Origin of the sequence: Leifsonia sp. PS1209 (assembly GCF_012317045.1) — a bacterium.
Taxonomy (GTDB): Bacteria; Actinomycetota; Actinomycetes; order Actinomycetales; family Microbacteriaceae; genus Leifsonia.
Genome location: NZ_CP051154.1, coordinates 1,303,429 through 1,317,165, shown reverse-complemented (window position 1 = coordinate 1,317,165; position 13,737 = coordinate 1,303,429). Strand labels below are relative to the sequence as shown.

Annotated in this window: 11 protein-coding genes; 8 read left to right on the top strand and 3 right to left on the bottom strand. The window is 71.4% G+C overall.

Annotated elements, in window-relative coordinates; translation table 11 throughout:
• Positions 1–48: 48 nt before the first annotated feature.
• The gene (locus tag HF024_RS06265; RefSeq protein WP_168689002.1) at positions 49–873 is read left to right on the top strand and encodes an alpha/beta fold hydrolase; all 825 of its coding nucleotides are present in this window, start codon (positions 49–51) and stop codon (positions 871–873) included.
• A 73-nt stretch (positions 874–946) separates the two neighbouring features.
• On the opposite strand, the gene HF024_RS06260 is transcribed toward HF024_RS06265, so the two are convergent.
• Positions 947–1,927 carry an aldo/keto reductase gene (locus tag HF024_RS06260; protein ID WP_210724037.1) on the bottom strand — a complete coding sequence of 327 codons (981 nt, stop codon included), beginning with the start codon at positions 1,925–1,927 and terminating at the stop codon, positions 947–949.
• 101 nt (positions 1,928–2,028) lie between these two features.
• Here HF024_RS06260 and HF024_RS06255 point away from each other — a divergent pair, with 101 nt between their 5' ends.
• Entirely contained in the window at positions 2,029–2,769 is a 741-nt protein-coding gene (locus tag HF024_RS06255) for an SDR family oxidoreductase (protein WP_168689000.1), read from the top strand.
• Between the two features lie 513 nt (positions 2,770–3,282).
• Here HF024_RS06255 and HF024_RS06250 read toward each other — a convergent pair.
• Positions 3,283–4,713, bottom strand: coding sequence for an amidohydrolase family protein (locus HF024_RS06250; RefSeq protein WP_168688999.1), 1,431 nt, complete (start codon positions 4,711–4,713; stop codon positions 3,283–3,285).
• A 112-nt stretch (positions 4,714–4,825) separates the two neighbouring features.
• Between HF024_RS06250 and HF024_RS06245 the strand changes: the two genes are divergently transcribed.
• The 5 genes from HF024_RS06245 (at position 4,826) to HF024_RS06225 (ending at position 10,500) form a co-directional block, all read left to right on the top strand.
• Complete coding sequence (locus HF024_RS06245) at positions 4,826–5,992, top strand: zinc-binding dehydrogenase (RefSeq protein ID WP_168688998.1); 1,167 nt, start codon at positions 4,826–4,828, stop codon at positions 5,990–5,992.
• A gap of 50 nt (positions 5,993–6,042) precedes the next feature.
• Positions 6,043–7,080, top strand: a complete 1,038-nt coding sequence (locus tag HF024_RS06240; protein WP_168688997.1) for an aldo/keto reductase — start codon at positions 6,043–6,045, stop codon at positions 7,078–7,080.
• 61 nt (positions 7,081–7,141) lie between these two features.
• Positions 7,142–8,170 (top strand): alpha/beta hydrolase, encoded by a 1,029-nt coding sequence (locus tag HF024_RS06235; protein WP_168688996.1) that lies wholly within the window; start codon positions 7,142–7,144, stop codon positions 8,168–8,170.
• A 61-nt stretch (positions 8,171–8,231) separates the two neighbouring features.
• A complete protein-coding gene (locus tag HF024_RS06230; protein ID WP_168688995.1) occupies positions 8,232–9,224 on the top strand; it encodes an alpha/beta hydrolase in 993 nt (330 codons plus the stop codon).
• 13 nt (positions 9,225–9,237) lie between these two features.
• Positions 9,238–10,500, top strand: a complete 1,263-nt coding sequence (locus HF024_RS06225; protein WP_247597329.1) for a multidrug effflux MFS transporter — start codon at positions 9,238–9,240, stop codon at positions 10,498–10,500.
• Here HF024_RS06225 and HF024_RS06220 read toward each other — a convergent pair.
• Positions 10,481–12,001: an FAD-dependent oxidoreductase gene (locus HF024_RS06220; protein WP_168690802.1), complete on the bottom strand. Its 1,521-nt coding sequence runs from the start codon at positions 11,999–12,001 to the stop codon at positions 10,481–10,483. The genes HF024_RS06225 and HF024_RS06220 overlap by 20 nt on opposite strands.
• A 269-nt stretch (positions 12,002–12,270) precedes the next feature.
• Here HF024_RS06220 and HF024_RS06215 point away from each other — a divergent pair, with 269 nt between their 5' ends.
• Positions 12,271–13,710, top strand: a complete 1,440-nt coding sequence (locus HF024_RS06215) for an aldehyde dehydrogenase family protein (RefSeq protein ID WP_085370790.1) — start codon at positions 12,271–12,273, stop codon at positions 13,708–13,710.
• Positions 13,711–13,737: the final 27 nt, after the last annotated feature.

Below are 13,737 nucleotides of genomic sequence, written 5' to 3'. Positions count from 1 at the left end.
TATTTTCTACTAACATAGAAAAACACCTCACCGTCGAAGGAGACCAGGATGCCGACACCGCAGAACGAGCCAGGGACGCCCGCCGCGGGCGCAGGGATCGACGGGCCGCTCGCGGTCCGTACGACCGTCGCCGCCGCCTCCGCCGACCATCTTCCGCCTGTGATCCTCCTTCACGGCTTCGCGTCGAGCGGAGACGACGACTTCACCGCCACCGGCTGGCCGCGCACCTTCGCCGACGCCGGACGCACCACCCACGTCATCGACCTGCCCGGCCACGGCCGCTCCCCCGCCGTCGCGGATGCCGCATCCGGAACCACAACGTCGGTCGTCGCCGCCATCGCCGCCGCCATCGATTTCCTCGGCGCCGACCAGGTGGATGTGGTGGCGTACTCGCTCGGCGCGCGGCTCGCGTGGGAGCTGCCCGCCGCATCCACTGGCCGTGTGCGACGCATGGTGCTGGGCGGCTTGAGTCCGTTCGAGCCCTTCACCGCCGTCGACCTGGATGCGCTGCGCCGCCTCACCGGGGTGGGGGTGGACGGGAACCCGGCGGCCACTGCTGCCGACTCTGCGCCCACCGCCACCGACCCGCTCACCGGGATGATGGCGGCGATGGTGTCTGCACCGGGCGCGGACACCGCATCCCTGGTCGCGCTGATCGCCGGGCTGGGGTCCGAGCCGTTCGCGCCGGAGTCCGGCGCGCCCGACGTGCCCGTCCTGTTCGCGGCGGGGGCGGAGGACCCGATGTCCGGTGGGATCGACCAGCTGGTGGCCGCAGTGCCCGGCGCGGCCATCGTGCGGGTGCCCGGCGATCACCGGGGTGCGCTCGACAGTGCCGAGTTCCGGGCGGCGGCGGTGGCGTTCCTGGGCGAGTGACGCATCCGCGCGCTGACCCCTGCACCGGCCACATTCCGTCCGCATCACCCTGCGCCAGCCTCATCCCGCCACCTCACGCCTGCATCGGCCACGTCCCGTCCGCGTTGACCTCGCGGTCGAGCCACAGGTCCGCCGTGACCGCGCGAATCCCCTCCGCACCCACCCGGTCGAGCAGCGCCAGCGCCCCCAGGTTGTCCTCCAACTGCTCCGCGCGGCTGACGCCGAAGAGCACGTTCGCCGTCGCGGGGTGGGCGAGCACGAACGCGAGTCCGAGTTGCGTCGGGGTGGCGTCGAGGCTGTGCGCGATCTGCTGGACGCGCGGGTATGCGGCGACGATGCGATCCCGGATGCCGCCGACATCCGCGCCGATCTTGCGCGACGGCGACAGCTTGCCCGCGAGGATGCCACCCTCGAACACGTCGGAGGCCTGCAGCGCGAGCGCACCGGAGGCGAACAGCTCGCCGTAGTGGGAGCCTTCCGCCATCGTGCGCCGCACCAGGCCGTATTTGAGCTGCGCGAACGTGGGCGGGGTGAGTCCCTCATCCTGCGCGAAGTCGATGGCGAGGCGCACGTCGTCGATCGCCCAGTTGTTCACGCCCCAGCCGTCGAACCGGCCGGCCGCGATCTCGGCAGCCACGTCGGTGACGATCGCACGCACATCCACCTCACCGAAGTAGTCGCCGACCACCACCAGGTCGGCCTTGTCGACGCCGATGCGGTCGACGGAGGTGCGCATCTGGTCGGCGAAGGTGGTGTGCGGGTACTCCCACAGCCACAGCTTTCCGCAGAGCAGGTAGTCGTCGCGTGCGATCCCGGATGCGCGGACCGCCTCGCCGAAGATCAGGTCGGTTCTCGCGTTCTCGGCGTGCGGGCCCATGTTGTAGTGCGCCACGTCGAAGAACGCCGCGCCGACCTCGTGCGCCCTGCGGATGAGCGAGACGGCGTCGTCGAACTCCATCCTGTCCCAGGTGTTCCAGGATCCGAGGGCGAAGACCGGCACCTCGGGGCCGCCTGGGCCGAGCGCGCGGGTGGGGACGGTTCCGGTGAATGACACGACTGGCCTCCTGAAGCAGCTTCGCTTTTTTCTACGTTTGTATAATATAACTGCATTCGACGCCATGACGTGGTGGCGCGACGCCTGACAAGGAGAGATCCGTGACCGAAACCCGCACTGTGCTCATCACCGGAGGTGGCGGCGGCATCGGCCGCGGCATCGCCGAAGCCTTCATCGACAACGGCGACCGCGTCGTCCTCGCCGACGTGGACGCCGACACGGTCGCCCGCGTGGCGAGCGAGATCGGCGCCTCCGCGATCGCCCTCGACATCACCGACGAGGCGGCCGTGGCGGCAGCCGTCGACGAGATCGCATCCGACCACGGACCCATCGACGTCCTCGTCAACAACGCGGGCATCCTGTCGGTGCACGGACGCCTCACCGACCTCAGCGTCGCCGACTACGACGCGATCGTGCGCGTCAACATCCTCGGAACCTTCGCGGTCACCCAGGCCGTCGCCCGACACATGACCGCCACCGGCACCCGCGGCGCGATCGTCAACATCTCCTCCATCGGCGGCCGCCAGCCGACGCCGGGCATGGGAGCATACGAATCCAGCAAGGCGGCCGTCGACTCGATCACCCGCTGGGCCGCCATCGAACTCGCCGCAAACGGCATCCGCGTCAACGCGGTCGCCCCCGGGCCGGTGCTCACGCCGATGCTGCAGCTGGGGATGCCGGAAGGCTCGCCCGAGCGCGCGGTCTGGTCGTCGCGCATCCCGCTGGGAAGACTCGCGGACGTGGAGGACATCGCCCCGGCGGTGCTATTCCTGGCGGGCCCGGGGGCGGCGCACATCACCGGCACGAGCCTGGCGGTCGACGGCGGGCAGCTGCTGGTGTAGTTCGGTAGTTCGGCGGCGCGCGGGATGCCCGGGGTTGCGACAGGTCTGCCGCCGCGCGCTCCCGCGTGTGCGCGGTGCTGGAGCAGCAAGTACGCGGGATGCGCGGGGCGGCCTGAATGCGCCGCTTCGCGTTCCCATGCGCTCGCCGTGGGCGGGCCGCGTTCCCGTGTGGTCGCGGGGTCGGGCGACTACCCCAAGCCAGGGAGCCTTCGCGCATCAGCAACGCAGGAGAACGCAGCCGACACGCCGCGCGTGTCTCCGTTGGAGCGGAGATACGCGCGGCCTCCTGGCACGAACTCCGTTCGAGCGGAGAGGGAACGCGCGAGTCGCGCGGGTGGTGATCGGGTCGAGCGCGATAGGCACGTCTCCGTCCGAACGGAATAGCCCGCGGCCGTCGCCGCGAACTCCGTTCGAGCGGAGCTACGCGCGGCGCGGCGGACACGAACACCGCTAGAGCGGAACCGCGCACGGCGCGGCGACCGCGCACACCGCACCCGATCCCCCGAGCCCGCCTCACCGCATATACACCGGCTCCCGCTCGTACACGAGCTCCCCGTCCACCACGGTCAGCTCCACCCCCACCGTGGGCAGCTCCGACGCCGCCACGTTCAGCGGATCGGTTTCGAGCACGCAGAGGTCGGCGACCTTGCGGGGTTCGAGGGTGCCCTTCCAGGGCTCTGCGCCGTCTTGGCGGGCGGGGGCGACGGTGTATCCGCGGAGGAGGGCGCGCATCCGGTCGGCGGTCGCGGTGGGTCCGCTCAGCGGGGCGCCGAGCCAGGCGTCGGCGTCGGCGATGCCCTGACGCCAGTCGGGGGCGAGGATGGGGGCGTCGGAACTGAGCGAGACGGACACCCCGGCGCGTGCCGCCTCGCCGATGGGCCATGCGGAGGCGGCGACGTCGTCGCCGAGGACCGCCGCCAGCCAGGATGCGGTCTTCACGGCGATGCCCGGCTGCACGTTGAGGCCCATCCCGAGTGTCGCCATGCGGGCGAGCTCGCCCGGGCCGACGAGGTCGCCGTGGATGATGTAGTGGCGCAGTTCCGCCCTGCTGTCGCGGAGGGCGTCCTCGACGGCGGCGATGGCGGTGTCGATGGTGCGGTCGCCTGTCGCGTGGATGCCCACCTGGTAGCCGAGACGGTTGGCTTCGACGATCATCCTGCGCAGGTTCTCCGCCCGCTCCTCCTCGTCGAGGCCGGCGACGAGGAGGCCGCCGGAGGTCCCGTCCGGGTAGCGGTGACGCGTCCAGGCCTGGTGCATGGGCGGGATGCCGTCCGCGAACAATTTGACCCCGGCGACGCGCAGCCAGGTGGGGCGGGTGGTCTCGCGTTCGAGGGACCGGAGCCCGGTCGTCACGTCGCGGAGGGTGCTCGGCCCGTCGAGCACGCCGAACAGGGCGAGCACGTTCACGCGGGCGGTGAGGCGGCGCTCGGCTTCGAGTTCGACGTACGCGTCGAAGACGTCCTGGCCGAAGCAGCCGGTCGCACCGCCGTCCTCGCCGGGGCCGATGCCCGGCTCGGTGTAGCTGGTGATGCCGAGGGAGGCGATCAGCTCCCCTGCGCGCAGGATGGCGGCGCGGCGCTCGGCGCGCGTGGTGAGGAGCGGCGCGGAGTGGGAGGTGTCGTGCGGGTCGCCGTCGACGGGCGGCGGTGCGGCGGCCCCCGCATCCATCGCCCCGAACACCGTGTTCGGCCACATCGCCCCCAGCCAGGTGGCGTGCAGGTGGGAGTCGTTGATGCCCGGGATGACCGCGCGGCCGTCGAGGTCGATCACGCGGGTGCGGCGGCCGATGGATGCGGTGACCTCGGCGTCTCCGCCGACCCGCAGGATGCGGCCGTGGCGGATGGCGATGGCCGTGCCCGTCGTGTCGTCCTGGTCGAGGGTGTGCACGGTGCCGCCGCGCAGTACGAGATCTGCGCTGGGGTCTGGGGTGTCGCGTCGCTGCACTTCTCCTCCTCGAGAGGCTCGCTATTTTGGTCAACGTATGTAGAATAACCCACATCGACGACCGGATGCGCAGCGAAGCCCCCGGAATCCGTCGAACGGAACGGAGACTTCGATGGCGAACCCAGGCACCAGCACCGACCCAGGCACCAGCACTGAGACGCGCACCCCCACCCCCACCCCCACCTCCACCCGCGCCGCCGTCCTCACGGCGCACGGCGAGCCGCTCACACTGCAGCGCATCCCCCTCCCCGAGACCCTCGAGCCGGGCGCGGCGCTCGTGCGCATCCACTGTGCGACCCTCTGCGGCACCGACATCGAGATCTGGTCGGGGAAGATGAGCTTCCCCGGGATGCTGCCGATGGTTCTCGGGCACGAGATGGTGGGCGAGGTCGTCGCGCTCGGCCCCGACACCCGGGATGCGCTCGGTCGCGCGCTGAGCGTCGGCGACAGGATCGGCTGGTCGGAGTCCACCTGCGGCGAGTGCTTCGGCTGCACGGTGCTGCGGGAGCCGGTCGCCTGCTCGAAGCGCGGCTACGGCTTCCTGCAGCGCTCCGACGTTCCTCCGTACGCGACGGCCGGGCTCGCCGACTACGCGTATGTCACGCCGGGCGCGGTCAAGCTGCTGATCCCGGACGAGGTCACGGACACCTGGGCGGCGATGGCCGGATGCGCGGCGAAGACCGTGCTGCGCGCATTCCACCGGGCGGGCGGGGTGCGTCCCGGTTCGCGCGTGGTGGTGCAGGGGTCTGGCGCTCTCGGCATCTTCGCCACCGCCGTCGCGCACCTGTCCGGAGCGGGGACGGTCATCACCGTCGGCGCGCCCGCCGAGCGGCTGGCCGTCGCCCGGAGGTTCGGCGCCGATCACGTGGTCGACATCGCGGACGGCTCCGACGCCACCGTGCAGCGGGTGCTCGACCTCACCGACGGGCAGGGCGCCGACCTGATCGTCGACGTCGCCGGAGCACCGAGCGTCGGGCCGGAGGCGCTCGCGATGGCGGCGCAGCGCGGCACGTTCGTCGTGGTCGGCAGCACGGGACCGGTGGGAGAGCCGGTCGCGCTCAGCACGATCATGGGCAAGGAGCTGACCGTGGTCGGCTCGCTCAACGGCGACATCTCCGACTACTACCGCGCCATCGAGTTCTTCCGCAGCTTCGCCGACCGCCTGCCGTGGGACGAGCTGTTCAGCGCACCGGTCGGCCTGGCGGAGGCGTCGCAGAAGGTGGCGGCGATGGCCGGGCTCGGCGAGATCAAGGCCGTCATCGACCCGCGCATCGGCTGACCAATGGATGCGCGCAGTAGCACCCCGAGCACGACGACGAAGGAGACGCCATGACCACGACACCGAGCCCGGCACCGGCACCCGCCGCAGCCCCCGGCACCACGCCATCACCCACTCCCACCCGCCTCCCGCGCCGCCTCATCGGCACCTCCGGCATCGAGGCGTCCGTGCTCTCGCTCGGCTCGTGGCACACCTACGACAGGATGGATTTCGCCGACGCCGTCGACATGGTGGCATTCGCCGTCGAGCACGGCATCACCCTGTTCGACGTCGGCGTGTACGGGTTCCGCGGCATGCAGCCTCCGGTGTTCACCGACGTGCTGTTCTCCGCGATCGTCCGCGCTGCGCGCATCCCGCGCGAGGACTACCTGCTGTCGGAGAAGCTGTGGCTGGAGGGGTTCGGCGACGACGGGTTCCGGCCGCAACTGGAGCACGCGCTGTTCCGGGTGGGCAGCGAGTACGCCGATCTGGTGATCCTCGGCGACCTCCGCAGGGACGACGTCGACCTGCGCGACCTCGTCGTCGACCTGGCCGCGCTGGCGGACGCCGGGCTGATCAGGGCGTGGGGCGTCAACAACTGGTCTGCGGCGAACATCCGGAGGCTGAGCGACATCGCAGCGGCGGAGGGGGTCGCCGGGCCGCAGATCGCGCAGCTCAAGTACAGCGTCGCCCGCCGGTCGATCCCGGATGGGGAACCGTTCGCGCGCCTGTTCGCCGACGGCCTGACGATGCAGGCGTCGGACGTGATGGAGGGCGGCATCCTCGCCGGAAACGTCACACCAGGCCGCGAGGTCGGCCGCGAGGTCGGCCGCGATCCGGGATCCATCAGGGAGCGGATCGTCGCCGACGTTCCGGCGTTCGCCGCCGTCGCGGACGAGCTCGGCACGACCCCGGCGCAGCTCGCCGTCGCCTTCACACTCACCCACCCGGCCACCACGACGACGCTGTTCGGCGCGAGCCGTCTCGAACAGGTGCAGCAGAACCTGGATGCTGTCGCCCTGGTCGAGCGCGTCGGCGCGGCGGAGCTGCGCGCCAGGGTGGAGCCGTTCTGGGCGGACAAGGGCGTCGTCGACCCCGAAGGTCCCTGAGCGGCGCCGGGCATCACGCCGAGACGCAGACACCACACCCACCACACCACCAGGAGCAGCCATGACCATCGCAGAAGACGACCGCACCGCAACCACCGGCACCGCCACCACCCCCATCCCCCGCGTCCCGTTCGATCCGGAGATCGCCCCGGTGCTCGACGCACTGGCGCAGAACCCCCAGCCGGCGCTCAGCAGGGAGACTCTGCACCTGAGCAGGGTCGGAGCGTCCGGCCTGTCCCCGAGCGCCGCCGAGGTCATCGGCGACCTTCCGATCGACGCCGTCGACCTCGTCATCCCCGGCCCGGCCGGTGCGCCGGACCTGGAGATCACCGTCCTCACCCCGCGCGGCCACGACGCGACCTCCGCAGCGCTGCCAGCCTTGTACAACATCCACGGCGGCGGGATGATCGTCGGACACCGCAGCTGGGAGACCGCGCGGCTGGTCGAGCTGGTCGCCGAGCTGGGCGTGATCGCCGTGAACGTGGAGTACCGGCTCGCGCCGGAGGATCCGTTCCCCGCCGGGGTGGAGGACTGCTACGCCGGGATCGCCTGGCTGGCGGAGCACGCCGCCGAACTGGGCGTCGATCCGGACCGGATCGTGGTGATGGGCGGCAGCGCGGGAGGTGGGTTCTCCGCCGCCGTCTCGCTGATGGCCCGCGACCGTCGCGGACCGGCCATCGCCGGCCAGCTGCTGCTCTGCCCGATGATCGACAACACCAACACCACCGTGTCGAGCCACCAGTACTCCGGGGTCGGCACCTGGACGCGCGAAGCCAACCTGCTCGCCTGGGACTGCGTCCTCGGCGCCGAGCTGGCGTACAGCCCGGATGCGCCGGAATACGCGGCCCCTACCCGCGCCACCGATCTCTCCGGCCTCCCTCCCGCGTTCGTGGAGGTGGGCGCCGCCGAGCCGTTCCGGGACGAGGACGTGGAGTACGCGTCCCGGATCTGGGCGGTCGGCGGAGAGGCGGAGCTGCACGTCTGGTCGGGCGGCTTCCACGGGTTCGACATCTACGCACCGGGCAGCGAGCTGACCAGGGCTGCGCTCGCCGCGCGGTTCTCCTGGCTGCGCCGCATCCTCGGCCTCTGACCCGCCTACTGCCCCGGCCCCGGCCCCGGCAGCCCAGCCCACCCCAACGAAAGGCACAGCAATGACGCTCGCATCGCCCCACCACCCGGTGCCGTACGACCCGGCCCTGGTGCCCGGCCTCACCGCGTTCCGCGAGCTGGTGGAGCGCATCCCGTTGCGGGCGGACACGATCCTCGCCAACCGCGCGCACTTCGCCACGATCATCCCGCCGATCGAGCAGCAGGTCGCGGGGCGCGCCGTCACCGCGGAGAACGCTGTCATCCCCGGCCCTGCCGGTGCTGCGGACATCGAGATCACCATTGTGCGTCCCGTGCGGCAGGCTCCGGATGCGCCGGGCGTGCTGAGCATACACGGCGGCGGGCAGGTGCTCGGCACCCGCTTCTTCGGCACGGGAGAGCTGATCGAGCTCGCGGAGCAGTACGGCGCCGTCGGCGTGGCCGTGGAGTACCGGCTCTCCCCCGAGCATCCCGGGACGGCGGCGGGAGAGGACTGCTACGCCGGGCTGCTCTGGCTGGCCGCGAACGCCGCCGACCTCGGCATCGATCCGGAGCGCCTCCTCGTGTCGGGCGCGAGTGCGGGAGGCGGCCTGTCCGCGGCCGTCGCGCTGATGGCGAGGGACAGGAACGGCCCACGCCTGGCCGGGCAGCTCCTCAACTGCCCGATGCTCGACGACCGCAACGAGACCGTCTCAGCCAGGCAGTACGACGGGATCGGCGCGTGGGACCGCAACAACAACGACACGGCCTGGGATGCGATCCTCGGCTCCGACAGGTTCACCGACGCCGTCTCGCCGTATGCCGCCCCTGCCCGCGCCACCGACCTGTCCCGCCTGCCTCCCGCATACATCGAGGTCGGCGCCGCGGAGGTGTTCCGCGACGAGTCCATCGAATACGCGGGCAGGATCTGGGCGGCTGGCGGCCAGGCCGAACTGCACGTCTGGTCCGGCGCGTACCACGGCTTCTCCGGCTTCTCCCCGGACGCCATCGTGTCGAAGGCCGCCATCGCCGCCAGGGACAGCTGGCTGCGCCGCACCCTGCGCCTGCCCCGCTCGTGACGGCGTCGCGCCCGTGACCACGTCCAGCGCGGTCGCTCCCGTGATGAGCGTGCGCCGCAGCATCCTGGTGCTCGGCCTGCTCGAAGCGTTCGGGCCGCTGTCGATGGACCTCTATCTTCCTCAGCTGCCGCAGCTGGCCGCATCGCTCGGCACCAGCGACGCGCTCGCCCAGGCGACGATGTCGGTCTGCATGGTCGGGCTCGGCGTCGGCCAGCTGGTGGCGGGTCCGCTCAGCGACCGGTGCGGCCGCCGTCCTCCGCTGCTGGTCGGGGTCGCGCTGTTCACGCTGCTCTCGCTGGCGTGCGTGCTCGCGCCGAACATCCAGGTGCTGCTCGTCGCCCGGCTGCTGCAGGGACTCGCCGGTTCGGCCGGGCTGGTGATCACGATGGCGGTCGCGCGCGACATGTACAGCGGCGTCGACTTGTCGCGGATGCTGTCGCTGCTCGCGGTGGTCAGCGCGTCCGCGCCGATCGTGGCGCCGGTCGTCGGCGGAACGCTCGCGCTCCTCATGGACTGGCGCGGGATCTTTCTGGTGCTGACCGGGATCGGCCTCGCCCTGTTCGTCATCGCGCTCACCGGCCTGAAGGAGTCGCTGCCGCCCGGGATGCGGCACAGCGGTGGGCTGCGGACCACCGGCGGCCACCTGCGCGAACTGTTCCGCGACCGGCTGTTCGTCGTAATCGTGATCGCCGCGGCGGCGGGAGGGGCGGCGTTCTTCGCCTACCTGTCGATGTCGAGCTTCGTGCTGCAGGACCAGTTCGGCCTGAGCCCGCAGCTGTTCAGCCTGTTCTTCGCGATCAACGCGCTCGCCAACCTGCTCGGCGCTCAGGTCAGCCGGCTGCTGGTTCGACGCGTCGGACCGGGCAGGATGTACCTCATCGGCCAGCTCGCGACGGCGGCGGCCGCCCTCCTGCTGCTGGCGTCGGTGCTGCTCGGCTGGGGGCTGGCCGGTGTGCTGTCCTCGCTGGCCCTGTTCCTGTTCTCGTCGGGTGTCGGCGGCCCGAACGGCACGACGCTCGCCCTCGGCGCCCACTCCGCCAGGGCGGGGACGGCCGCCGCCGTGCTCGGCACGGTCACGTTCACGGTCGGGCCGATCGTCGGGCCGTTCGCCTCGCTCGGCGGTTCGACCGCGCTGGCGATGGCGCTCACCATCGCCATCGCCGCCACGGTCGCCGGGCTGCTCGCCTGGGCGGTCGTGCCGCGCCTGGCCGGGATGCGGGTCAGCCGCACACGCGCCAGCGGCGCGCCGGCTCCGCTCACTCCCCCGCGAGGATGAACGCCGCGGCCTTCTCGCCGATCAGCACGCTCGGCGCGTTGGTGTTCCCTGTCGTCACCCGCGGCATGATCGACGCGTCCGCCACCCGCAGCCCGTGCACGCCGTGGACGCGCAGCCGCGGGCTCACCACGGCCTGCGCATCCACCCCCATCGCACACGTCCCCACCTGGTGGTGGTAGGTGACGGCGGTGGAGCGGACGTAGTCGGCGAGGTCGTCCCCGTCGCCCACCTCCGGCCCCGGGTAGAGCTCGGTCGCACCCCAGGCGGCGAGCGCCGGACGCGTGCCGATGCTGCGGCACTGGCGCACAGAGGCCACGAGCGAAGCGACGTCGTCCGGGTGACCGAGCGCATCCAGGTCGATGAGCAGGGGGTCGCGCGGGCCCGGACCGGACAGGGTGACGCTGCCGCGCGCCTTCGGGGAGACGATGCCCGCCATCAGGCTGAACCCGTCGGCCGGGCCGGTCATGCCGTCCTGGTACATCGGGACGGAGAAGTGGATGGGCTGAGTGTCCGGCACCTCCAGCTCGGGGTCGGATTTCCAGAACAGGTGGGACTGGGTCACCGAGACGCCGGGGCGTGGAGCGCCGACCTCGCGCTCCGTGCCGAAGATCACCGGGGAGAGCAGGTGGTCGTGCAGGTTCTTGCCGACCCCCGGCAGGTCGACGAGCGACGGGATCCCGACCGCCGTCAGCTCGTCCGCCGGGCCGATCCCCGACCGCAGCAGGATGCGCGGGGAGTCGAGCGCGCCGGCGCACAGCACCACCTCGTCGGCGCGCACTTGGTGCAGTTCGCCGTCCTGCTCGAACTCGACGCCGACCACGCTCGGGACGCCGTCGTCCCCCTGCTCGGTGAGCAGACGGTGCACCCAGCATCCTGTGCGCACATCCACCCGGTCGCGCACCGGTTTGAGGTACGCCAGGTAGGTGTTCAGGCGATGGCCGTCGCGCACGGTGATCTGCTGCTGGGAGACGCCGTCGAGGTGGTCGCCGTTGTAGTCCGGATTGTGTTCGAGCCCCTCCTCCACCGCGGCATCCACGATGGACTGCTGGATGGGGTCGAGCGCGTAGTCGTCCGTCACGTCGAGCAGGCCGTCTGCACCGTGCAGCTCGGATGCTCCCCCGGAGTGCCGCTCGATGGCGCGGTAGACGGGCAGCACGTCCCTCCACGCCCAGCCGTCGTTGCCGAGCGACTCCCAGTGGTCGAAGTCTGCGGGGGCGCAGCGCACCCAGATCATCGCGTTGAGCGAGTGCGAGCCTCCGAGCACCTTGCCGCGCGGCAGGTGCAGCCTGCGTCCGGCCGCGTGCTCCTGCGGCACCGTGAAGTAGTCCCAGTCGTCTGCGCTGTGCCAGAGTTCGCCCATCCTGGACGGGTCGTGGATGGCGGGGTTGGTGTCCTCGCCGCCCGCCTCCAGCACGGTCACGGCCACACCGGCGTCCGCGAGCCGTCTGGCCACCACGGAACCGGCAGAACCCGCACCGATGACGATCACGCTGCGCGGCACCTCCGCCGCTGCGTCCGCCGACACCGCCGCTGCGGTCGCCGCTGCCTTCGCATCCACTGTCTCCGCCACAGGTCCTCCCCTTCGAGTCCCCCCGAGGTTCGCACGCCGCGCCCGCCCGGCGGAACGTCCGCCCTCCGACCATTCGCTCGCAGACAACGGCCGTGCCCCACCGGTCAAGACAGCGCACGACTCCCCCGCGGATACTGCTTGCGTGGGCGTCCGTCAGCGGAGTCCGCCCGTCTCGTCCGGCTACGCAAAGGAGCACGAAAGTGGCCACCAAACTGTTCATCGACGGCGAGTGGACGGAAGCGTCCGGCGGCGCCATCGCCACCGTCGACCCCGCCACCGAGCAGGTCATCGAGGAGGTCGGCACCGCATCCAGGGCCGACGTGGATGCGGCGGTCGCCTCCGCGCGCGCCGCCCTCGGCACGGCGGAGTGGGCCGGGCTCCTGCCCGTCCAGCGCGCTGCGCTGCTGTTCCGGCTCGCCGACCTGATCGACGAGCACCACGACGAGCTCGCCGCGCTGGAGACCCGCGACCAGGGGCAGCCGCTCGGCATCTCCAAGATGGTGTCCGTGACCGGCGCCGCCGAGCACTTCCGCTACTACGCGGGCTGGGTCACGAAGATCCAGGGCACAGTCAACCCGGTGTCGTTCCCGGACACCCTGCACTACACGCGGCGCGAGCCGGTCGGCGTCAACGCGCTGGTCACCCCGTGGAACTTCCCGCTGATGATCCTCGCCTGGAAGCTCGCCCCTGCGCTCGCGACCGGCAACACCGTCGTCATCAAGCCGAGCGAGGTCACGCCGCTCACGACCATCCGGCTGGTGCAGCTGTGCGCAGAGGCCGGCATCCCGAGCGGTGTGGTGAACCTGGTCACCGGCGACGGCGCGATCGGCGCCATGCTCAGCGAGCACATGGACGTCGACCACCTCTCGTACACCGGCTCCACCGCCGTCGGCCGCATCATCACGCGGGCGAGCGCGGACTCGAACCTCAAGAGGCTCACGCTCGAGCTCGGCGGCAAGGCGCCGTCGATCATCGCGGCGGACGCCGACATCGACGCGGCCGTCGGCGGCAACATCGCGGGCAGCATCCTGAACTCCGGGCAGGTCTGCGCCGCGTACACGCGGTTCTACGTCGACAAGAAGCGCGAGGCGGAGTTCGTCGAGAAGCTCGCGGGCGGCGTGGCCGGTCTGCGCCTCGGCAACGGCCTCGACGAGGGCGTCGACCTCGGCCCGCTCGTCTCCGCCAAGCACCTCGGCCACGTGGAACGTCTGGTCGAGATCGGGCGGCAGCAGGGGGCGGAACTGGTCACCGGCGGCACGCGCGCCGACCGCGACGGCTACTTCTTCACCCCGACCGTGTTCGCCGGCGTCACCGACGAGATGACGATCATGCACGACGAGATCTTCGGTCCTGTCCTGTCGATCACGAGCTACGAGGACGAGGACGAGCTCGACGCGATCATCGCCCGCGCCAACGACACCGAGTACGGCCTCGCCGCGACCATCTGGACCAAGGACATCGCCACCTCCCAGCGCCTCGCCAACGGCATCAAGGCCGGTGCGGTGTTCGTGAACATGCCGTCCATCCCCGACATGGCAGCGCCGTGGGGCGGATACAAGGCCAGCGGCTGGGGCCGCGAGATGGGCCCGTGGGCGATCGACGCGTACACCGAGACCAAGTCGGTCTGGCTGCACTACTGAGCGACGAACACAAACGGCCGCGACCTC

What these genes read in the sequence shown, in the direction of transcription:
- HF024_RS06265 (WP_168689002.1), top strand. Translation starts at nt 49, where the DNA reads ATGCCGACACCGCAGAACGAGCCAGGGACGCCCGCCGCGGGCGCAGGG.
- HF024_RS06245 (WP_168688998.1), top strand. Translation starts at nt 4,826, where the DNA reads ATGGCGAACCCAGGCACCAGCACCGACCCAGGCACCAGCACTGAGACG.
- HF024_RS06240 (WP_168688997.1), top strand. Translation starts at nt 6,043, where the DNA reads ATGACCACGACACCGAGCCCGGCACCGGCACCCGCCGCAGCCCCCGGC.
- HF024_RS06235 (WP_168688996.1), top strand. Translation starts at nt 7,142, where the DNA reads ATGACCATCGCAGAAGACGACCGCACCGCAACCACCGGCACCGCCACC.
- HF024_RS06230 (WP_168688995.1), top strand. Translation starts at nt 8,232, where the DNA reads ATGACGCTCGCATCGCCCCACCACCCGGTGCCGTACGACCCGGCCCTG.